The following is a 19,836-nucleotide window of genomic DNA, read 5'->3' as shown; positions in this document are numbered from 1 at the left end:
GCCCTGCTCTGGTAGGTGTCGACCTCGGTCGACACGCTCTTTGCCAAGGGCAGTCGAGCAAGGCTCGACTCCACAAGAAGGCGTGATCAATTTTTCACCAAGCATCTTGACAGCCTTTCCTGACAAGGGCTGCGCAGGGTTATCCACACGTTTGCTCAGAAACCATCCACACCGCCTGTGGATGAATTCAGCCCAGCACCCGTCCGATGCCGCTGGCGTCCACGTCGGCCGCGGCCCGGGTGATCGCCGCCGGATCGCTGCCGGCCACGAATCCGATGCGGAAGTGCACTTCACCGCCGGGCGTGCGCGAGGAATGGATCGAAGCCAGGCTGATGCCATGCTGCTCGAACACGTTCAACAGCTCGCGCAGCGAGCCAGGCCGGTCCTCCGGCAGGTGCACCGACAGCGCGTTGCGCTCGGTCAGATCGGCCAGCAGATACCCCACGCGTTCGAACGTGTAGTTGCCATCCGCCAGGGCCTGCTCGCCGAAGGCACTGCGATTGGCTGACAGCAGCTGCTCACGGAATGCAGCCCGTGCGCCGTCGTCGCCCTGTCCGACCTGCACCTGCAGGGCCTGCAGCTGCCCCACCAGCCGCTCCAGCATCGGCGCCACGTACGGGTTGCCGAACTGGATGTCTTCGTAGATCGCCGGATTCAGCGACAGGATGCGCGAGATGATCGCCGTGTCCAGCTCGAACGACGCCGAACGGTACGGCATCATCGCGGCCAGATCGCCCAGCTGCGGCTGGTACTGGCGCAGCACGCCTGCCTGCGCCAGGTGGGTGGCATGCACCATCGCCTGCACCAGCGCCATCATCTGGTCGTGGTGCTGCGGCGTCGCGCGCACGCACTCGGCCTGCAGCGCGGTGCACAGCGTATCGACCCATGCCCGCCAGTGCTGCAGCCGCGCTTCGCAGACCACCATCACCCGCCCCTTCAGGGTCGGCGCCTTGGGTGGCGCGGTCATCGGGTGCAGTCCGACCACTTCGGCCTGCGAGGCCAGCATCGCCTGCACCGGTGCCTCCTTTACCGAGGTCACATCCAGCCACAGCCTGCCCTGCTCGCGGCCCGCCGATTGCCGCACGTACTCGGCGATCAACGCCGGCGTGTGCCGGATCGGTGCCGAGAACACCAGTACATCGGCCTGCGCCAGCAGGTGTTCCGGCGTGTGCGAGTCCGGGTCGGCCGGGTCATGGCCGATCACCTGCAGCTGCAGGTGCTGCTGGAAGAAGCGGCACAGCCAGCGCCCATAGGCACCAGCACTGCCGACGATGCCGACCGTGCGCGGCGTGCGTGGATCCAGGCCGCTCATGCCACGCGTTCAGCGCGGAAGCGCGTTCCTTCGGCCAGCGCCGCCGGCGCGGCAGCGATCACGTCGAACTCCTCGAAGCCGTTGTCCAGGGTCGCCTCCAGCGCCGCATGGGTGCCGGCAATCGCGCGCGAAATCGCCTGCTGCATCGACTCACCGCGCAGCAGGAACGACACCACCAGCGACATCAGCACGTCACCGGTACCGGCCACGTCCACCGGCAGCAGCGGTGAGGTCCAGCGCCAGGTTTCCTCGTGCCCGACCGCCAGGGTGACCAGCTCACCCGGGTTGCCGCCTACGCTGTGCGCGATCACCCAGTGCGGGCCACGATCCAGCAGCGTGCGCGCGGCGGCGATGGCATCGGCCTCGGCCAGTGCCGGCATGCCGGTCAGGCGATTCAGTTCGAAGGCATTGGGCGTCACCAGCCAGGCGTGCGGCAGCAGGCGCTCGGCGAAGATCGCTTCCAGGCCCGGTTCCACGTAGGGTCCGGTATGGGTATCACCGATCACCGGGTCCAGGCAGTAACGCAGCTGTGGGCAGGCCGGCAGGATGTTGTCCAGCCAGTCGGCGAAGGCCGCACCGTTGGCGGTGCTGCCGAAGTAGCCGGACACCAGCATCTTCGCCCGCTGCGGCAGGCCACGCTCGTGGGTACCCAGCAGCAGGTCGGCAAACCAGTCGGCGGGCAGCACGCGGCCCCGCGTAGTGTCGTAGAACGGCGCATTGCTCAGCAGCACGGTCGGGATTTCGGCGACGCGCACGCCCAGTGCGCGCATCGGCGGGACGGCGGCACTGTTGCCGGCGTGGCCGTACACAAGTTGCGACTGGACCGAGATGACATCGATCGGCGACGGCCCATCCGGCCGCTGGCGGCGGCCGTGGACCAGGTGGTTATCAAGGGATTCGCTCATGGCCGCATTCTACGCCCAAGGGAGTTTTCGGCAGGGCTTGCAGCCCTGCACCTGCCGAAGCTTCAAGCAACGGCAAAGGCAAAAGCCAAAGCGAGCTATCCGTGGGATGGCGGGGCGGTGTGGGTGGGCAGGACACGCCGTAAACCCCCCTCCGGGGTCCGGCCCAGCCGCTGGCGGCTGTGCGTTCGGGCGCTTGCGAAGCAGTGCTTCGCAAGCGAAGCGCCCTCACCCATGGCTCGATGGCGCCATCCATGGCGCCAACGGTCCTGCCCACCCACACCGCCCCGCCTCTGACAGATTCCCGCGACTGTTGGTGGGTGCCGACCGTTGGTCGGCACATCTGTGGGATACCGAAATAAATCGGGGTCAGATCCGTTTTCCTTCGGAAAACGGATCTGACCCCAAGAGCCGTTCCGACGGATCGCAGGAAACTGTCGAAGGCGGGGTGGGTCCGGTTGCAGGGGTGTCCGCGGCATGGATGCCGCGGCCAAGCCCCCAGGGATGGGTTTACGGCGTCCCCTGCAACCGGACCCACCCCGCCAACCCACGGATAGCCCGCTTCTGCTGTTGACGTTGCCTCTGCAGGTGCAGGGCTGCAAGCCCTGCAAACCCAACCCCCTCAGTGAGCAGCAGGCCGCGATGGCGGCAGCCACGCCGCGACGATGCCCAGCAGTGGCAGGAACGCGGTCAGCTGATAGACGAATTCAATGCTGGTCCTGTCTGCCAGCATGCCCAGCACGGCCGCGCCAAGCCCGCCCATGCCGAATGCAAAGCCGAAGAACAGGCCGGACACCATGCCGATGCGGTGCGGCATCATCTCCTGCGCGTACACCACGATGGCCGAGAACGCCGAGGAGAGCACGAAGCCGATCAGCACTGCCAGCACTGTGGTCCATAGCAGATCGGCGTGCGGCAGCATCAGCGCGAACGGGGCCACGCCGAGGATCGAGGTCCAGATGATCGGCTTGCGGCCGATGCGGTCACCCAGCGGGCCGCCGAGGAAACCACCGGCGGCAGACGCCACCAGGAACGCGAACAGATGCAGTTGCGCCTGTGCCACCGGAATGCCGAAGTGGTGGATCAGGTAGAAGGTGAAGTAGCTGCCGATGCTGGCCATGTAGAAGTACTTGCTGAAGATCAGCACCAGCAGGATCGCCAGCACCTTGGCCACGGTGCGCGACGAATGCCGCGGGGCCATAGACGCGGTGCTGGCCGGACGCGGTGTGCCCAGGTGCAGTGCATACCAGCGGCCAACATAGGTCAGCAGCGCGATGCCGATCAGCGCGGCGCCGGCAAACCATGATGCGGCACGCTGGCCATACGGCACGATCACGGCCGCAGCGATCAACGGCCCCAGCGCGGTACCGAAGTTGCCACCCACCTGGAACACCGACTGCGCGAAGCCATGGCGACCGCCCGAGGCCAGCCGGGCGATGCGTGAGGCCTCCGGGTGGAAGATGGCCGAACCAATGCCGACCATCGCCGCAGCCATCAGCACCACCGCGTAGTTCGGCGCAAAGCCGAGCAGCAGCATGCCGCACAGGGTCGAGGCCATGCCGATCGGCAGCGAGTACGGTGCCGGGCGGCGGTCGGTGGCCATGCCGATCAACGGCTGGAAGATCGACGCGGTGAGCTGGTAGGTCAGCGTGATCAGGCCGATCTGGGTGAAGCTGAGGTTGAAGCCGCCCTTGATCACCGGATAGATGGCCAGGATCAGGGACTGCATCATGTCGTTGACGACATGCGAGGTGGAGATGGCGGCCAGCACGCCGGGAGCCACCGGGCGTGAGGTCGTTGCGGGAGAAGCCAGGGTCGACATGGACACAGTCAGGTTGGGGGCGAGCCACGCATGCTACGGTGGGCCCCCACTCCCTTCTGCCGCGTTCGGGTCATGGCCTATCGCAAAAAGGACACTCCCTGCCCGATCCGCGAGACCGCGCCGTGGAACGAAGTGCCGGTACACCGCCCGGTGACCAGCCGCGCCCGGCACTACCCGCCCGGTACCCACATCGCGCCACACCGGCATCGCCGTCACCAACTGGTCTTCGCCATGTCCGGCCTGATGGTGGTGCGCGCGGACGGTGGCCGCTGGGTCGTGCCCTCCACCCGCGCGATCTGGGTTCCGGCCGGCATGGTGCATGCGGTGGACTGCATCGCCGAGGTGCACATGCGCAGCCTGTACGTGGAACCGGACTTTGCACCGCAACTGCCGGATGGGGCGTTCGCAGTACAGGTGGCGCCGCTGCTGCGCGAACTACTGCTGGCGGCCAGCCTGATCGAGTCCGCGCACGTGGACGACAGCCGCGACGGTCGCGTGGTGCGCCTGCTGCTGGACGAGCTGCACCGCATGGACGTGCTGCCGCTGCACCTGCCCTCGCCCACCGACCCGCGCCTGCAGAGGATCTGCCAGCACATCCAGAAGCATCCCGCCGATGACGCCACGCTGCAGGACTGGGCCCAGGCGCTGCAGGTGGACGTGAAGACCATCCAGCGCCATTTCGCCGGCGAACTGGGCATGACCTTCGGGCAGTGGCGGCAGCAGGCGCGGCTCCTGGCCGCCCTGGAGCGATTGGCAGTCGGCGACAAGGTCATCGATGTGGCGCTGGCGATGGGCTACGACAGCCCCAGCGCGTTCACCAGCATGTTCAAACGCCAACTGGGGCAGACGCCCGCGGCGTTTTTCCGCTGATCGCAAACGAAAACGCCGGGCATGGCCCGGCGCTACCGCTCAACGCTTCGGTTGAAAAACTCAGGACGTCATCCGGTCCCAGAAGCCCTTCACGCCATCCATGAACGTCGCCGACTTCGGCGAATGCTTGCGTGCTTCCTCGCCGACAAAGGTGGCTTCGAACTGCTCCAGCAGCTTGCGCTGTTCGTTGGTGAGGTTGACCGGGGTCTCCACCACCACGCGGCAGTACAGGTCGCCCTCGCTGCGGCTGCGCACCGAACGCACGCCCTTGCCACGCAGGCGGAACAGCTTGCCGGTCTGGGTCTCGGCCGGGATGCGGATTTCCGCTTCGCCGCCGAGGGTCGCCACGCGCACGGTGTCGCCCAGCGCTGCCTGCGAGATGCGGATCGGCACTTCGCAGTGCAGGTCGTCGCCATCGCGCTGGAAGATCGCATGCTCGCGCACGCGCACTTCCACGTACAGGTCACCCGGCGGCGTACCGGCCGGACCGGCCTCACCTTCACCCTGCAGGCGGATGCGGTCGCCGGTATCGACGCCCGCCGGCACCTTCACCGACAGCACCTTGTCTTCCTCGACACGGCCGTTGCCGTGGCAGGTCTTGCAGGGCTTGGCGATGATCTGGCCACGGCCGCCGCAGTTGTGGCAGGCCTGCTGCATGGCGAAGATGCCGCGCTGGATGCGCACCTGGCCGCGGCCATGGCACACATTGCAGGTTTCGACCTTGCCGTCTTCGGAGCCACTGCCATCGCAGTCGCCGCACTCGGCCAGGGTCGGGATCTCGATGCGGCGCTCGACGCCGCGTACCGCTTCTTCCAGGTCCAGCTCCATCACGTAGCCGATGTCGGCGCCGCGACGGGCCTGGCGCGGCCCACCGCCGCCACCGCCAAAAATGTTGCCGAAGATATCGCCGAAGATATCGTTCATGTCCGGGCCGCCCGGACCACCACCGCCCATGCCGTGCTCGAACGCAGCGTGGCCGTGGCTGTCGTACATGCGGCGCTTGTTGCCATCGGACAGCACTTCGTAGGCTTCCTTGCACTCCTTGAAGGAGGCTTCGGCCGCCGCATCACCCGGGTTGCGGTCCGGGTGGAACTTCATCGCACAGCGACGGTAGGCCTTCTTCAGCTCGTCGTCGGTGGCGGTGCGGGCAACGCCCAGCACTTCGTAGTAATCGCGCTTGCTCATATGGTGAATCTGGTTCCGGAAAGTCGGGATTCGTCAAAGCGGAAGAGCGGAACCAGGTCCGCTCTTGCGTCGGGCGCCCCGACACGCCGGTGGGCGGTCAGGACCCTGATGCGACAACGGGACGCTGATGGCCAGCGTCCCGTGTCGGTCCGGATCAGGCCTTCTTGTCGTCCTTGACTTCGGTGAACTCGGCGTCGACCACGTCGTCCTGCGCCTTGCCGGCGTTGCCGGCGTCGGCACCCGGGGCACCGCCCTGGTCGGCCGAAGCAGCGGCGAACAGCGACTGGCCGGCTTCCTCCAGCACCTTCGACTTGGCTTCGATCTGTGCCTTGTCGTCACCCTTCATCGCGGTTTCCAGGTCGGCCAGGGCCGCCTCGACCTTGCCGATGACATCGCCGCCGACCTTGCTGCCGTGCTCGGTGATGGCACTGCGGGTGCCGTGGATCAGGGCATCGGCCTGATTGCGGGCCTGCACCAGCTCCTGGAACTTCTTGTCTTCTTCGCGGTTGGCTTCCGCGTCGGCGACCATGCGTGCGATCTCTTCCTCGGACAGACCCGAACCGGCCTTGATCTCGACCTTCTGTTCCTTGTTGGTCTTCTTGTCCTTGGCCGACACGTGCAGGATGCCGTTGGCGTCGATGTCGAAGGACACTTCCACCTGCGGCAGGCCACGCGGAGCCGGCTCGATGCCGGACAGGTCGAACTTGGCCAGCGACTTGTTGAAGCGGGCCTGCTCGCGCTCACCCTGCAGCACGTGCACGGTCACGGCCGACTGGTTGTCCTCGGCGGTGGAGAACACCTGCGAGGCCTTGGTCGGGATGGTGGTGTTCTTCTCGATGATCTTGGTGAACACGCCGCCCATGGTTTCGATACCCAGCGACAGCGGGGTCACGTCCAGCAGCAGCACGTCCTTGACGTCGCCGCCCAGCACGCCGCCCTGGATCGCAGCGCCCAGTGCCACGGCTTCGTCCGGGTTGACGTCCTTGCGCGGTTCCTTGCCGAAGAATTCGGTCACCGCCTGCTGCACCTTCGGCATGCGGGTCTGGCCACCGACCAGGATCACTTCGCTGATGTCGCTCGAACGCAGGCCGGCATCGTTCAGGGCGACGCGGCACGGCTCGATCGACTTCTTGATCAGGTCTTCCACCAGCGCTTCCAGCTTGGCGCGGGTCAGCTTGATGTTCAGGTGCTTCGGACCCGAGGCGTCAGCGGTGACGTACGGCAGGTTCACTTCGGTCTGCTGGGCGCTGGACAGCTCGATCTTGGCGCGCTCGGCAGCGTCCTTCAGGCGCTGCAGGGCCAGCGGATCCTTGCGCAGGTCGATGCCCTGGTCCTTGTTGAATTCTTCAACCAGGTACTCGATGACGCGGTTGTCGAAGTCTTCGCCGCCCAGGAAGGTGTCGCCGTTGGTGGCCAGCACTTCGAACTGCTTCTCGCCGTCAACGTTGGCGATCTCGATCACCGAGACGTCGAAGGTGCCGCCGCCCAGGTCGTACACCACGATCTTGCGATCCTTGTTGTCGCCCTTGTCCAGGCCATAGGCCAGCGCGGCCGCGGTCGGCTCGTTGATGATGCGCTTGACGTCCAGGCCGGCGATGCGGCCGGCATCCTTGGTCGCCTGGCGCTGGCTGTCGTTGAAGTAGGCCGGCACGGTGATGACCGCTTCGGTGACCTTCTCACCGAGGAAGTCCTCGGCGGTCTTCTTCATCTTTTCCAGCACCTTGGCCGAGATTTCCTGCGGCGCCATCTTCTTGCCGTCGCTGGTGGCCACCCAGGCATCGCCGTTGTCATGGGCCAGGATGCTGTACGGGACGTGGGCGATGTCCTTCTGCACTTCGGCGTCGGTGAACTTGCGGCCGATCAGGCGCTTCACCGCGTAGAAGGTGTTCTTCGGGTTGGTGACGGCCTGGCGCTTGGCCGAGGCGCCCACCAGGACTTCGCCGTCCTTGGTGTAGGCGACGATCGACGGGGTGGTGCGATCGCCTTCCGAATTCTCGATGACGCGGGCCTTGCCGCCGTCCATGATCGCCACGCACGAGTTGGTGGTGCCGAGGTCGATACCAATGATCTTGCCCATGGGGGAGACTCCTGAGGATGCTTGTTGGGGTCAGTCCGGCCGTTCGGCCGGTGGATGAATACGATGTGGGGGAGGCTCGTGGAACATTCAAGCCATCTCCCGAACGCTGTGTTTCCGGTCGCTCGGCGCGTTCAGCGTCGGGCCGGGTGACGGGACATTCCCGCCTTCCGGCCCTGGAGGGGTCAGTCGGCGGCCACCACCACCAGCGCCGGCCGCAGCAGGCGCTCGTTGAGCAGGTAACCCTTCTGGAAAACGGTCACCACGCTGCCCGGGGCGGCGTCTGGGGCCGGCACCTGGCTGATGGCCTGGTGGTGTTCCGGGTTGAACGGCTGGCCGATCGGGTCCAGCAGGACCAGCCCGTTGTCGGCGGCAACCTTCAGCAGCTGCTTGTAGGTCAGCTCCAGGCCCTCGCGCAGCGGATGCGGGTCATCGCCGGCCGCCTTCAAGCCGGCATCCAGGCTGTCGAACACCGGCAGCAGCTCGCCCAGCAGCTTCTCGTTGGCGAACTTGCGGGCCTGCTCGATGTCACGGGCAACGCGCTTGCGCTGGTTCTCGAGGTCGGCGCGCTCACGCAGCGCATCGGCCTTGATCTGCTCGACCTCGGCGCGCAGGCGCTCCACTTCGTCGTTGACGCCGGCGGCGGCGGCCGCATCGGCGGCAGTCTGCTGGGATTCGATATCTGGATGTTCGTGGTTCATGTCTGGGTCCCTGGCGGTCAGTCTCCGCCTCCACCCACCCTAGTGTGGGCGGGATGCTGCGTTTCAAGCGTCGGATGTTCCAGGAGTGCGCCCGGCTGGCGAAAACGCCGCGCCGAGTACATCGGCAGTAGCCTGGACCAGCGGGATCATCCGGTCGTAGGCCATCCGCTTGGGGCCGATCACGCCCAGCACGCCCAGCACCTGGCCATTGGCGGTATAGGGGGCGGTGACCAGCGACACCCCCTGCAACGGCATCATCCCGGTCTCTTCGCCAATGAAGATGCGCACCCCCGGGGCCTGGATGGTGCGCTCCAGCAGCTGCAGGATCTCCCGCTTGCTGGAGAACAGCTCGAACAGCTCGCGCAGCCGCTCCAGGTCGGACAGGTCCTGCACCCCCATCAGGCGGGTCTGGCCGGCCACCAGCATGTCGTCGGCCGCCGGCTGCAGGGCCTGCTCGGCCAGCTCGATGCTGTGCGCCAGCAGCTGCTCCAGCTCCGAACGGGCATCACGCAGTTCCAGCAGCAGGCGGGTGCGGATCTCGGCCATCGGCAGGCCGGCGAAATGCGCGTTGAGGTAGTTGGCGACCTGTTCCAGCTGGCCCGGCGCGAACTCCTGGCGGGTCTCGATGACCCGGTTCTGCACCTCGTTGTCGGCGAACACCAGGATCGCCAGCACCCGGCGCCCGTCCAGCGCCACGAAATCGATCTGGCGGAACGCGAACTGCTCGCGCCGCGGGGCGCTGACCACGCCGACGAAGTGGCTCATCGCCGACAGCAGCTCCGAGGCGCTGCCAAGCAGGGCCTGGGTGCTGCCGCCGCCGGCCAGTTCCTGGCGCAGCCGGGCCAGCTCGCCTTCGCCCGGCGGCTGCATCTGCAGCAGGCTGTCGACGAACACCCGGTAGCCATGTGCGGTCGGGACGCGCCCGGCCGAGGTGTGCGGCGAGGCCAGCAGCCCCAGGTCTTCCAGGTCACCCAGGATGTTGCGGATGGTGGCCGGACTGACCTCCAGCCCGGCCACGCGCGCCAGCGTCTGCGAGCCGACCGGCTCACCGTCCTGGATGTAACGCGCGATCAGCGTGCGCAGCAGATGGCGCGCACGCGGGGCAAGCTGGTCGGGAGAACCGTGCATGGAATCAACCTGTGAGACACGGACACTAGATAATGGCGGCGGATCACCTTGGCAAGTCATTGGACCTCCCGCGCCCGCGTGCTAGCGTTGCGCGGCTGCTGACACCCCCTTACCCATGCTCAGACATCTTTCGATCAAGGATTTCGCCGTCGTCCGCGCCACCGAACTGGAGTTCGGGCCAGGCATGACCGTGGTTTCAGGCGAGACCGGCGCCGGCAAGTCACTGATGGTCGACGCGCTGGGCTTCCTGTCCGGCCTGCGCGCCGACAGCGGCGTGGTCCGCCACGGCGCCGCGCGCGCCGAGCTGTCGGCCGAGTTCGCGCTGGACCAGCTGCAGGCCGCGCGCCAGTGGCTGGCCGACAACGAGCTGGACGACGAGGAGCAGTGCCAGCTGCGCCGCGTGATCCGTGCCGATGGCGGCTCGCGGGCCTGGATCAACGGCCGCCCGGTGACCCTGGCGCAGCTGGGCGACCTGGCCTCGCTGCTGGTGGAGATCCACGGCCAGCACGAGCAGCAGGCCCTGCTGGCACGCCCATCACAGCTGGCCCTGCTGGACGCCTATGCCGGCAACGAGGACGAGCGCCGCCAGGTGCGCCGCGCCGCTGCGGCCTGGCAGGCGCTGGTCGATGAATCGCTGGCGCTGTCGCAGCAGGGCGACGTCAGTGACCGGATCGGCTTCCTGGAGCACCAGCTGCGCGAACTGGACCGCGAGGATCTGGAACCGGAGTCGATTGCCGCGCTGGGCGCCAGCCACCGCCGCCAGGCCCATGCCAGTGCCCTGCTGAGTGCCTGCCAGACGGCCAGCAACCAGCTCAATGGCGACGACGGCAGTTCCGCGCTGGACCTGCTGCAGCAGGTGCGCCACGAGCTGTCGCGCCTGATCGAACACGACCCGCGCCTGGGCGAGGTCGACGGCCTGATCGAAAACGCCTCGATCCAGCTGCACGAAGCCCTGTCGCTGCTGGACCGCGTGCATGACGACCTCGACGCCGACCCGGAACAGTTCGAGGAGAACGAGCGTCGCCTCGGCCGCCTGCACGACCTGGCCCGCAAGCACCGTGTGCCGATGGACGAGCTGGGCGCGCAGCGCGAGCGCATGCACGCCGAAGTGGAACAGCTGCGTGGTGCTGACGAACGCCTGCAGCGCCTCGCCGGCGAGATCGACAAGGCCGCTGCGGCCTGGCGCGTGCAGGCCGGGCTGCTGACCGCCAGCCGCCGCGCCGCCGCTGCCGAGCTGTCGGCCACCACCACCGGCATCATCGCCGAGCTGGGCATGGGCGGCGGCCAGTTCCTGATCGAGCTGGAGCCGCAGGACGCCGGCAAGCCCGACCCGCAGGGTGCCGAGCGCGTGGAATTCCTGGTGGCGGCCAATGCCGGACAGCCACCGCGTGCCCTGCGCAAGGTGGCCTCGGGTGGCGAACTGTCGCGCATCTCGCTGGCCATCGAAGTGGCCGCGCTGGACCTGGATGCAGTGCCGACCATGGTGTTCGACGAAGTCGACTCCGGCATCGGTGGCGCGGTGGCGGACATCGTCGGCCAGAAGCTGCGCGCCCTTGGCGAGAAGCGCCAGGTGCTGTGCGTGACCCACCTGCCGCAGGTCGCCTCGAAGGGCCATGCCCATTACCGGGTCAGCAAGGCCCCGGTGGAAGGCATGACCCAGAGCGCAGTGGAAAAGCTGGACAGCAAGGCGCGCGAGGAAGAACTGGCGCGCATGCTCGGCGGCGTGGAAGTGAGCAAGGAAGCGCGCGCCGCCGCACGCAAGCTGCTGCAGGTGTAACGCCGGCCGAGCCGAGCATTGGCTCGGCTTCCGCAAGGTAGTGCCGGCCGCTGGCCGGCACCCCGATGCGGGTGGATGAAGATCATGAGGTTGCCGGCCAGCGGCCGGCACTACCCCTGTGGCTGCGTCAGATCGACGTTCTCCACCAGGAAATCAAGAAACGCGCGCACCCGCAGCGGCAGGTAGCCGCCCTGCCCCAGGAACACCGCGTGCACCTCTTCCAGGTCACCGGGATTGGCGTCCTCCAGCACCGGCAGCAAGCGCCCGGCGGCAATGTCCTGCTGCACCTGGAATGCTGCCAGCCGCGCCATGCCCAGCCCACCCAGCACCAGCTGGCGCAGCGCATCGCCGTTGCTGGCGCGCGCGTTGCCACTGGGCAGCAGCATGCGTTCGCGCCCGTCCTGCAACAATGGCCAGCCCTGCATCGCGCGCGCATGGCCGATATCCAACCGGTTGTGCGACTGCAGCTCCTCGGCAGTGCGTGGCAGCCCGTGCCGCTGCGCGTAGGCCGGTGCAGCCACGATCATCATCCGCGTCGCACCCAGCCGCCGCGCCACCAGGCTGGAGCTCTTCAGTGGACCGGCCCGCACCGCCACGTCGGTGCGCTGCTCAAGCAGGTCGATCACCTCGTCATTGAGGGTCAGGTCCACGCCTACCTGCGGGTTGCGTTCGAGGAATGCCGGCAGCAGCGGCAACAGGAAATGCTGGCCGAACGGCACGTTGGAGTTGACCCGCAACCGTCCACGCGGCTCGGCATGGGCACTGGCACAGCGCTCGGCCTCCTCCAGGTCGGCCAGCACGCGCAGGCCGCGCTCGTAGAACGCGCAGCCTTCCGGGGTCAGCTGCAGCTGGCGGGTGGAGCGTTGCAGCAGGCGCGTACCCAGCCGCTGCTCCAGCCGGGCCACCAGCTTGCTCACTGCTGACGGCGTCATGTCCAGGGTGCGTGCGGCGGCGGAGAAGCCACCGGTCTCGATCACCCGCACGAACACTTCCAGTTCGCCGGATCGGTTGATGTCGGGTCGCGCCATGACGATGAATCCAGTTCACAGATGATTGTCCATGCGCAGTCTAGTTCACAGATGACCCCGGAATCACCATGGCGTTCCCTTCCCCTTGGATTGCCCGATGAACCGCTTGAGCCAGCTCACCGCCACCGCCCTGCTCGCCCTGTCCGGCGTCGCCAGTGCCGCATCCGCCCCGCACTGGGTCGCCAGCTGGCAGGCCAGCCCGCAACCGGTCTGGGACGCGGATTTCCTGTTCCCGACCCTGGTTCCGGCCGCGCTGCAGGACCAGACCTTCCGCCAGACCGCGCGCATCAGCCTGGGCGGGTCCCGGCTGCGGGTGCGGCTGAGCAATGCCTACGGCACCCAGCCGCTGCGGATCGGGGCGGCCAGCGTGGCCGCGGGCGCGGGCGCCACCCCGCAACCGCTCAGCTTCGACGGCCAGCCTGGGGTGTTGATCGGTGTCGGTCAGGAACGGCTGAGCGATCCGCTGGCGGTGGCCACGGAAGACCACCAGGCGCTGCAGGTCAGCGTCTTCGTGCCGGGGCCGACGCCGGTGCAGACGTTCCATTGGGACGGCCGCCAGACCAGCTGGATCGCCAGCGGCAATCAGGCCCGGGCGCGCGACCTGCAGGATGCCAGTTCCACTACCGCACGCCTGTTCCTGACCGGGATCGAGGTCGAGGGCGCCGCCAGTGCGCGTAGCGTGGTGGTGATCGGCGATTCGATCACCGACGGCGCCACCGCCAGCCTCGACCAGGACCAGCGCTGGACCGACCACCTGGCCGCACGCCTCGCCCCGCGCGGGGTGGCGGTGGTCAACGCGGGCATTTCCGGCAATCGGCTGCTGAGCGACGGCATGGGCGAGTCGGTTCTGGCCCGCCTGCGGCGTGATGCACTGGATCAGCCCGGCGTCGCCAGCGTCATCGTGCTGATCGGCATCAACGACATCAGCTGGCCCGGTACTGCCTTCGCCCGCGCGCAGCCCCGGCCCACCCTGCCCGAGCTGCAGGCCGGCTATCGTGCCCTGGCCGAACAGGCCCACCGGCGGGGTCTACGCATATTCGGCGCCACCCTGATGCCGTTCGCGGGCGCCCTGCCCGGCACGCCGCTGGACGACTACTACCACCCGGACAAGGAGGCCCTGCGCCAACAGCTCAATGCATGGCTGCGCAGCAACAGCCCGTTCGACGCGGTGATCGACCTGGACGCGGCGCTGCGCGACCCGGCCGATCCGTCACGGATGGCCGCCGCCTACGACTCCGGCGACCACCTCCACCCGGGGGATGCCGGCAACCGGGCGATGGCCGAGGCGGTGGACCTGGAGATCCTGCTCGGTTGCAAGGGGTCAGAGCCCTCTGCTGGCGCAAAGGGATCCGACCCCGCAGAGCGCCCGGGGCCGGCCCCCTTTCCTGGAGGGAAAGGGCCCTGACCCCGGCAACGAAAAACCCCGGGCAAGCCCGGGGTTTCGTCGCTAGCGGCTGGCCGGAACGGCCTACTTGCGCTTCTTGCGCACGTAGAGCACCAGCGAGTGTTCTTCCAGCTCATAGCCGTGATCGGCCGCGATCTTGCGCTGCAGCTCCTCGATCTCATGGCTTTCGAATTCGATGATCTTGCCGCTGTCCACGTCGACCATATGGTCGTGGTGGCCACCACGGTCCAGCTCGTAAACGGCCTGGCCACCCTCGAAATTGTGCTTGAGCACGAGGCCGGCGGCCTCGAACTGGGTCAGCACCCGGTAGACCGTCGCCAGGCCGATCTCGTCGCCATGCTCGAGCAGCTGGCGGTAGATGTCCTCGGCGGTCATGTGGTGCTGGTGGTGCTGGGCATTGCGCTGTTCGAGCAGCGCCAGGATCCGCATCCGCGGATGGGTCACCTTCAGGCCGACTTTACGCAGGTCGTGGGTTTCCATAGGTCTCCGTTCATTGGCGATTTAGCGCCAGCTGCCTCGGATTGGGTCGCGGTGGCACGCCGGGAGTGTATCATCGGTTTGATTTCCCCAACCGCCAGTCCCGATGCGCAATCTCCTGTTGGTCGCCGCCGTCGCCCTGTCCACCACCGGGTGCGGCATCATCTACAAGCAACCCATCTATCAGGGCAACCTGATCCGGGAAGATGCCGTGGCCAAGCTGCAGGTCGGGCAGAGCAAGCAGCAGGTCACCGCGCTGCTGGGCACCCCGTCCATCCCCGACCCGTTCCACGCCCAGCGCTGGGACTATACCTCCAGCCAGCGCGTGAACCGCCTCGGCCGCACCGAAGTGAAGAACTTCGTGGTGTTCTTCGAGAATGACGCCGTTACCCGCTGGGAAGGCGACTACTTCCCGGACAACGACAAGGCCCTGGCCCAGCAGACGGTGCGCCAGTTCGGCCGCAACCTGCCGAAGGACAAGAAGAAGAAGGGCCGCTGAGGCCTGCCCGTCCGCAGGGACGGGTTGCCGGGATCAACCGCCGAGCGCGCGACGCCGGCGGTTGTCCTTGGGGTCGGCCAGCAGCGGGCGCAGCAGCTCGATGCGGTCCCCGTCCAGCAGCGCCTGCTGTGGACGGGCCAGCACGCCATGCACCGCGGCGGCCGGACAGTCGGCACTACCTTCCAGCGCAGCGGCGGCGATGGCGTCGGCCACGGTCGCTCCCTCTTCCAGCTGCAGGTGGCGCGACAGCACGCGCTCCGGCCAGGCCAGCACCACCTCGACCTCGATCATCGCTCAGCCCTCGTCGGCGACGCGGACGAAATCATTGACCATGCGATCGGCCAGTCCCTGGAAGCCGATCGCCAGGGCCGGACCGAGCAGGCGCGAGCTGGGTTCGAACTCCAGGGTCAGGGTGACCTTGCACGCATCCTCGGCCAGCGCATGGAATTCCCAGCGGCCGTGCAGCTGCTTGAACGGGCCATCGCGCAGCTGCATGTCGATGCTGTGCGGGCGCTGCAGGGTGTTTTCAGTCTGGAACCAGGTACTGAACGAGCCCAGGCCCAGGTCCAGGCGCGCCACCAGGCGGTCCTCGCCCTGCTCCAGGATCTGGGCAGCCGAGCACCAGCGGAAACGGCGCGGATAGGCCTGGACGTCGTTGACCAGGTCGAACATGCGCGCGGCCGAATGTTCGACCAGGGCGCTGCGGCGGATAGTAGGCATGAATACAGGACGTTTCGGCAATCGACCGGGCGGGCCCGAATCGGAGACAATACGGAAATGAGCAAGAACAGCGGCAAGGATAAAGCAAAGAGCGCGACGGCCACCAAGACCATCGCGCTGAACAAGCGTGCCCGCCACGAGTACCACATCGAAGAGCGCTTCGAAGCCGGCCTGGCCCTGCAGGGCTGGGAGGTGAAGTCGATCCGTGCGGGCCGCGGCAACATCATCGACGCCTACGCCTATGTGAAGCACGGCGAGATCTTCCTGATCGGCGCGCAGATCACCCCGTTGATCCAGGCCTCCACCCACGTGGTGGCCAATGACCGGCGCGAGCGCAAGCTGCTGCTGCACCGGAGCGAGATCGACAAGCTGGTCGGCAAGGTCGAGCGCGATGGCTACACGATCGTGCCCACTGCGATGTACTGGAGCAAGAACAAGATCAAGCTCGAAGTCGCGCTGGCCAAGGGCAAGCAGACCCACGACAAGCGCGATGCCGCCAAGGACCGCGACTGGGCGATCGAGAAGCAGCGTGTGATGCGTCGCGGCAACCGCGACGCATGACCGCCCCCATCGGCGCCATGGTGACTGCCAGCGCCGATGAAACGCGCACGTTGTGCGCGCGCCTGCTGGCCTTCAACCAGGCCCACGGCGGCGATTCACTCGATGAGACTCCAGTCCGCCTGGCCTGGCATGACGAGCACGGCGCCCTGCGCGGTGGTGTGCTGGCCGACGTCTGTGCCGGCTGGCTGCAGGTACATGTGCTGTGGGTGGACCCGGAACTGCGCGGGCAAGGCATCGGCCAGCGCCTGCTGGCGGAAGCAGAAGCCGCCGCGCGCCAGCTTGGCGCCCGCAACGTGATGCTGGATACCTTCGACTGGCAGGCCGAAGCTTTCTACCTGCGGCAGGGCTACACCGTCTATGGGCGGCTGCCCGATTGCCCGCCCGGGCACGAGCGGATCTACCTGCGCAAGGCGTTGCCAGGCTCCTGACCACGGCGGCTGTAGAAGCCGCCGACCGATCACCCTGCCAGCACGCCCTGCCCGCGCATGCGCGGTGCCAGCGCCGCGTGCATCACGGCCAGGTGCATCACCACTGCCAGTTCCGGCGCATGCCGGTCATCGCCGGCGCGCCACCGCTGCGCCAGCTGGGCCGCGTCGGCCGGCAGCAGGGCCAGCAGCTGGGCGTCATCCAGCGAATCGGCCGCGCCCTGGAGCTGCCGCGCCATCTGTCGCGCCTGCCATACATGCACGCCGATGCTGAGGCTGGCCAGCGACATCAGGACCACGGCCAGCCCGTGCTCGAACCATTGCGACAGCACTTCCGGCCCCCACAGCAGGGCCGCCAACACGGCCAGGCCCGGCAGGCGCCAGCCCAGCCAATGGATGCGACCGCGCTGCGACCAGTGCACAACCACCGCACTGGCCACCAATGCCGCGGCCGCAGTCGCCGGCAGCTCGGTCAGTGCGGTGGCCGCAAGCAACACCGCCAGCACCGCCCAGACCCAGCCGGGCGGCAGGGCGCGCCGCTGGTAGTCGGCACCGACCGGCCCGATCAGCTGCCGCAGGCTGCGTTGTTGGCTTGCATCGGTCACCCACAGTCTCCGTGTCTGTCCTGGCCCGGATGGTCGCCGCCAGTGTGTCGCAAATTCGTGCCAATGACGTTACCAATCCGCTATGCCGCTGGCTCTACAACATGTTGTGGATTGCCACGGTGACTGTTCAGCTGTTTTGGCGTAGCATTGGCAGCGTTGGGCAGGCACTGGCCGTGGCGACACGAAACAGGCCTTGTACCTTGCAGAACTTGAAGAAACCGGGGGTGCATTGGTTTCGACGGGGGTTGTGAAGTTGCCTGGCGCATGCCGAGGGGGTAGCTTTCCTCGTAAATCCAGCTGCAAAACTCTAGTTGCCAACGACGACAACTACGCTCTGGCCGCTTAAGGCCTAAGCCTCGAAACCGCTTGTGTCCATGCTCGCGGTGTAGAGTCACTATCATGGAATCGCGCTGGATGGCTGCCTGTCAGTCCGGCACTAGAACACAACAGGCTGGTTCCCGGATGCGCTTTGCGCACCGTGCTGTTCGGGGACGAGATCCAACGGTGAGCTAAGCATGTAGTGCTGGGGATGGAGTGCCTTCGGACGGCGGTTCAATTCCGCCCACCTCCACCATTCTCGCCTTGAAATTTACGCTAAGTGTGTTGATTTTTCAAGGCTTTTTGGTAGAAAACGCGCCTCAAACGATACCCCTTTCAGGTATCGTTTGAGGTATCGTTTTGCCCAAACCCTTCTTGTTGAAGCGCGCCAGCGGGCTTTACGCCCGCTTTCTGGTGCCCGTGGATTTACGCCCGGTGCTGGGTTGCCGCTTCCTTGTTCGTGCCCTGCCCGGCCGAGGCGATACCGCCAGGCTGGTCGCTGCACGCATGGCGGTGGCACTATCGGAGTCTTTCCGAGCCATTCGAACAGGGGCGATGGTGAACGACGACATCAAGGACATCTTGCGCAGGGTGCGCGAGAACGGGCACAACGACCTGACCATCCAGCAGGTGCGGCTGCCCAACGGGCTGACGCTCGGCGGCGTGGAAATCAACACGGCCGAGGACCGCCGGCTGTTCCGGCAGACCGTGCAGGACTTGAACGCTCTCGCAGCAAAGGACCCGCTCATGGCGGGCATGCACGGCTGGGAACCCCCGCGGCCCCTGGCGCCACCTGCGCCTCCCGCCGGGCCGCTGCTGTCCGAGCGCATTGACGTCTACCTCAGCGACATGCAACGCGCTCAACGGGCCGTGCGCAACGTCATGGACACCGAATACACGCTTCGCCTCTTCCTGGCCCTGGGCGATGACAAGCCGATTGAAGAAGTCACGGCCACGGACGTGCGCGCGTTCCTGGATGCGCTGGCGGTCTACCCGGCCAACGCAAGCAAGAAAGCCGTGTTTCGTGGCCTGACGCCCAAGGAAGTGTTGGCGAAGGCCAAAAGAGGCGGCCACCCGACCCTGCTGGAACGCACCCAGGAGAAGCGCCGCGACCACCTGGCCGCTTTCTTCAACGCCCAGGCCGACGAGGCCCTTATCCCCAAAGCCCCGCACAAGGCCATCATGAATCGCTCCAAGTCGAAGACCGACGCACCGACCCGCGAACCTTTCACGCCGGAAGAGCTGGCCGCGCTCTTCGATGCCGAGGCATTCCCGCCGTGGGCGAGCAAATACCCGCACCGCTGGTTCGGCTCCATCCTGGGCGTCGCCACGGGTGCGCGCGTCAACGAGGTGGCCCAGCTCTATGTGGACGACGTTGCAGAGGTGGGCGGCCATTGGGGCATCCATATCCGTGCCCTGCGCCCGGACCAGCGCCTGAAGAACGCGCATTCCTCGCGCTTTGTCCCGTTGTCGGACAACGTGCTGCAGGCGGGATTCCTAGAGTTCGTCGAGGACGTGAAGCGGGCCGGGTTTGACCGCCTGTTCCCGCACCTCCAGCATTCGGAAGCCGGCGGCTACGGGGACACGATGGGCGACCAGTTCCGCGCCTACGCCATCAAGCGCGGCCTCACCGGTCGCCTGAAGTCCTTCCACTGCTTCCGCCACAACGTAGCGAACACGCTGGTCAACGAACTCGGGGCGGCCATCCAAGTGACCCAGGAAATCACGGGGCATGACTTGACCTTGCCCAGCGGCCTCAAGCATTACGTGAACCCCGGCACCATCCCCAAGCGCTTTGCGGCGCTGAACGAATACGGCCCACCCGTGCCGCTGCCGACCTATGTGCCAGGTCAGTTTGACCGGGCCTTTAAGCAGGTGGCCCACATCGAGCGCCGCAGGGAGAAAGCCGCCAAGACGCGCCAAGCCAAGAAAAGCAAAGCCCCCGAGTGAGCGGGGGCTTTGGGTGTCGGCGCGTCAAGAGAAGACCAAGAAAAGTGCATCCGCCCTCTTACCCCGGCTAGCCATTG

At 66.9% G+C, this 19,836-nt stretch carries 19 protein-coding genes and 1 other RNA gene; 8 read left to right on the top strand and 12 right to left on the bottom strand.

The features are described from left to right. Positions 1-187: 187 nt before the first annotated feature. The 3 genes from ACT6SE_RS08345 to ACT6SE_RS08335 all read right to left on the bottom strand — a co-directional run bounded on the left by ACT6SE_RS08345 (position 188) and on the right by ACT6SE_RS08335 (position 4,036). Positions 188-1,312 carry a prephenate dehydrogenase gene (locus tag ACT6SE_RS08345; RefSeq protein WP_032960565.1) on the bottom strand — a complete coding sequence of 375 codons (1,125 nt, stop codon included), beginning with the start codon at positions 1,310-1,312 and terminating at the stop codon, positions 188-190. Beyond that, a complete protein-coding gene (gene pdxY, locus ACT6SE_RS08340) occupies positions 1,309-2,217 on the bottom strand; it encodes a pyridoxal kinase (protein WP_014646816.1) in 909 nt (302 codons plus the stop codon). Before pdxY ends, ACT6SE_RS08345 begins: the two co-directional genes overlap by 4 nt. A gap of 619 nt (positions 2,218-2,836) precedes the next feature. Next, the gene (locus ACT6SE_RS08335) at positions 2,837-4,036 is read right to left on the bottom strand and encodes an MFS transporter (RefSeq protein ID WP_041863321.1); all 1,200 of its coding nucleotides are present in this window, start codon (positions 4,034-4,036) and stop codon (positions 2,837-2,839) included. 72 nt (positions 4,037-4,108) lie between these two features. Here ACT6SE_RS08335 and ACT6SE_RS08330 point away from each other — a divergent pair, with 72 nt between their 5' ends. After that, positions 4,109-4,906, top strand: a complete 798-nt coding sequence (locus ACT6SE_RS08330; protein ID WP_014646814.1) for an AraC family transcriptional regulator — start codon at positions 4,109-4,111, stop codon at positions 4,904-4,906. Positions 4,907-4,966: 60 nt separating this feature from the next. Here ACT6SE_RS08330 and dnaJ read toward each other — a convergent pair whose 3' ends face one another. From dnaJ to hrcA, 4 genes are all read right to left on the bottom strand, one after another. Then, entirely contained in the window at positions 4,967-6,091 is a 1,125-nt protein-coding gene (gene dnaJ, locus ACT6SE_RS08325; protein WP_014036853.1) for a molecular chaperone DnaJ, read from the bottom strand. A gap of 154 nt (positions 6,092-6,245) precedes the next feature. Next, positions 6,246-8,168, bottom strand: coding sequence for a molecular chaperone DnaK (gene dnaK / locus ACT6SE_RS08320; protein ID WP_046430147.1), 1,923 nt, complete (start codon positions 8,166-8,168; stop codon positions 6,246-6,248). A gap of 182 nt (positions 8,169-8,350) precedes the next feature. Further along, positions 8,351-8,866, bottom strand: a complete 516-nt coding sequence (grpE, locus tag ACT6SE_RS08315) for a nucleotide exchange factor GrpE (protein WP_014646812.1) — start codon at positions 8,864-8,866, stop codon at positions 8,351-8,353. 63 nt (positions 8,867-8,929) lie between these two features. Continuing rightward, positions 8,930-9,994: a heat-inducible transcriptional repressor HrcA gene (gene hrcA / locus ACT6SE_RS08310; protein ID WP_010484463.1), complete on the bottom strand. Its 1,065-nt coding sequence runs from the start codon at positions 9,992-9,994 to the stop codon at positions 8,930-8,932. A 115-nt stretch (positions 9,995-10,109) separates the two neighbouring features. Here hrcA and recN point away from each other — a divergent pair, with 115 nt between their 5' ends. After that, positions 10,110-11,771 (top strand): DNA repair protein RecN, encoded by a 1,662-nt coding sequence (gene recN / locus ACT6SE_RS08305; RefSeq protein WP_046430144.1) that lies wholly within the window; start codon positions 10,110-10,112, stop codon positions 11,769-11,771. 110 nt (positions 11,772-11,881) lie between these two features. On the opposite strand, the gene ACT6SE_RS08300 is transcribed toward recN, so the two are convergent. Further along, entirely contained in the window at positions 11,882-12,799 is a 918-nt protein-coding gene (locus tag ACT6SE_RS08300) for a LysR family transcriptional regulator (protein WP_032959114.1), read from the bottom strand. A gap of 97 nt (positions 12,800-12,896) precedes the next feature. On the opposite strand from ACT6SE_RS08300, the gene ACT6SE_RS08295 reads away from it, so the two are divergent. Continuing rightward, on the top strand, positions 12,897-14,204 hold the full coding sequence (locus ACT6SE_RS08295; RefSeq protein ID WP_046430142.1) for an SGNH/GDSL hydrolase family protein: 1,308 nt from the start codon (positions 12,897-12,899) through the stop codon (positions 14,202-14,204). A gap of 63 nt (positions 14,205-14,267) precedes the next feature. On the opposite strand, the gene fur is transcribed toward ACT6SE_RS08295, so the two are convergent. Beyond that, positions 14,268-14,684, bottom strand: coding sequence for a ferric iron uptake transcriptional regulator (fur, locus tag ACT6SE_RS08290; RefSeq protein WP_014646807.1), 417 nt, complete (start codon positions 14,682-14,684; stop codon positions 14,268-14,270). Positions 14,685-14,787: 103 nt separating this feature from the next. Between fur and ACT6SE_RS08285 the strand changes: the two genes are divergently transcribed. Then, positions 14,788-15,180: an outer membrane protein assembly factor BamE gene (locus ACT6SE_RS08285; protein WP_046430140.1), complete on the top strand. Its 393-nt coding sequence runs from the start codon at positions 14,788-14,790 to the stop codon at positions 15,178-15,180. 33 nt (positions 15,181-15,213) lie between these two features. On the opposite strand, the gene ACT6SE_RS08280 is transcribed toward ACT6SE_RS08285, so the two are convergent. After that, on the bottom strand, positions 15,214-15,471 hold the full coding sequence (locus ACT6SE_RS08280) for an RnfH family protein (RefSeq protein WP_014646806.1): 258 nt from the start codon (positions 15,469-15,471) through the stop codon (positions 15,214-15,216). Positions 15,472-15,474: 3 nt separating this feature from the next. Next, positions 15,475-15,900 carry a type II toxin-antitoxin system RatA family toxin gene (locus ACT6SE_RS08275; protein ID WP_032959119.1) on the bottom strand — a complete coding sequence of 142 codons (426 nt, stop codon included), beginning with the start codon at positions 15,898-15,900 and terminating at the stop codon, positions 15,475-15,477. Positions 15,901-15,957: 57 nt separating this feature from the next. Here ACT6SE_RS08275 and smpB point away from each other — a divergent pair, with 57 nt between their 5' ends. Both smpB and ACT6SE_RS08265 read left to right on the top strand, forming a co-directional pair. Further along, entirely contained in the window at positions 15,958-16,461 is a 504-nt protein-coding gene (gene smpB, locus ACT6SE_RS08270) for an SsrA-binding protein SmpB (protein ID WP_041863318.1), read from the top strand. Further along, positions 16,458-16,889: a GNAT family N-acetyltransferase gene (locus ACT6SE_RS08265; RefSeq protein WP_046430139.1), complete on the top strand. Its 432-nt coding sequence runs from the start codon at positions 16,458-16,460 to the stop codon at positions 16,887-16,889. The genes smpB and ACT6SE_RS08265 overlap by 4 nt, the downstream gene beginning before the upstream one ends. Before the next feature lie 29 nt (positions 16,890-16,918). Here the strand turns inward: ACT6SE_RS08265 and ACT6SE_RS08260 are convergent, their stop codons facing one another. Further along, a complete protein-coding gene (locus ACT6SE_RS08260) occupies positions 16,919-17,491 on the bottom strand; it encodes a hypothetical protein (RefSeq protein WP_014646803.1) in 573 nt (190 codons plus the stop codon). Between the two features lie 220 nt (positions 17,492-17,711). On the opposite strand from ACT6SE_RS08260, the gene ssrA reads away from it, so the two are divergent. Then, positions 17,712-18,065: a transfer-messenger RNA gene (gene ssrA, locus ACT6SE_RS08255) on the top strand. Between the two features lie 119 nt (positions 18,066-18,184). Next, positions 18,185-19,759 carry a tyrosine-type recombinase/integrase gene (locus tag ACT6SE_RS08250; protein WP_444811135.1) on the top strand — a complete coding sequence of 525 codons (1,575 nt, stop codon included), beginning with the start codon at positions 18,185-18,187 and terminating at the stop codon, positions 19,757-19,759. Positions 19,760-19,836: the final 77 nt, after the last annotated feature.

Source organism: Stenotrophomonas sp. LC732, from assembly GCF_052446685.1.
Taxonomy (GTDB): Bacteria; Pseudomonadota; Gammaproteobacteria; order Xanthomonadales; family Xanthomonadaceae; genus Stenotrophomonas; species Stenotrophomonas muris.
The sequence above is the reverse complement of the archived record's forward strand: the minus strand, read 5'-3'. Positions and strand labels throughout refer to the sequence as shown.

Coding starts and splice junctions, on each gene's coding strand:
- ACT6SE_RS08345 (WP_032960565.1), bottom strand. CDS start 1,312: ATGAGCGGCCTGGATCCACGCACGCCGCGCACGGTCGGCATCGTCGGC.
- pdxY (WP_014646816.1), bottom strand. CDS start 2,217: ATGAGCGAATCCCTTGATAACCACCTGGTCCACGGCCGCCGCCAGCGG.
- ACT6SE_RS08335 (WP_041863321.1), bottom strand. CDS start 4,036: ATGTCGACCCTGGCTTCTCCCGCAACGACCTCACGCCCGGTGGCTCCC.
- ACT6SE_RS08330 (WP_014646814.1), top strand. CDS start 4,109: ATGGCCTATCGCAAAAAGGACACTCCCTGCCCGATCCGCGAGACCGCG.
- dnaJ (WP_014036853.1), bottom strand. CDS start 6,091: ATGAGCAAGCGCGATTACTACGAAGTGCTGGGCGTTGCCCGCACCGCC.
- dnaK (WP_046430147.1), bottom strand. CDS start 8,168: ATGGGCAAGATCATTGGTATCGACCTCGGCACCACCAACTCGTGCGTG.
- grpE (WP_014646812.1), bottom strand. CDS start 8,866: ATGAACCACGAACATCCAGATATCGAATCCCAGCAGACTGCCGCCGAT.
- hrcA (WP_010484463.1), bottom strand. CDS start 9,994: ATGCACGGTTCTCCCGACCAGCTTGCCCCGCGTGCGCGCCATCTGCTG.
- recN (WP_046430144.1), top strand. CDS start 10,110: ATGCTCAGACATCTTTCGATCAAGGATTTCGCCGTCGTCCGCGCCACC.
- ACT6SE_RS08300 (WP_032959114.1), bottom strand. CDS start 12,799: ATGGCGCGACCCGACATCAACCGATCCGGCGAACTGGAAGTGTTCGTG.
- ACT6SE_RS08295 (WP_046430142.1), top strand. CDS start 12,897: ATGAACCGCTTGAGCCAGCTCACCGCCACCGCCCTGCTCGCCCTGTCC.
- fur (WP_014646807.1), bottom strand. CDS start 14,684: ATGGAAACCCACGACCTGCGTAAAGTCGGCCTGAAGGTGACCCATCCG.
- ACT6SE_RS08285 (WP_046430140.1), top strand. CDS start 14,788: ATGCGCAATCTCCTGTTGGTCGCCGCCGTCGCCCTGTCCACCACCGGG.
- ACT6SE_RS08280 (WP_014646806.1), bottom strand. CDS start 15,471: ATGATCGAGGTCGAGGTGGTGCTGGCCTGGCCGGAGCGCGTGCTGTCG.
- ACT6SE_RS08275 (WP_032959119.1), bottom strand. CDS start 15,900: ATGCCTACTATCCGCCGCAGCGCCCTGGTCGAACATTCGGCCGCGCGC.
- smpB (WP_041863318.1), top strand. CDS start 15,958: ATGAGCAAGAACAGCGGCAAGGATAAAGCAAAGAGCGCGACGGCCACC.
- ACT6SE_RS08265 (WP_046430139.1), top strand. CDS start 16,458: ATGACCGCCCCCATCGGCGCCATGGTGACTGCCAGCGCCGATGAAACG.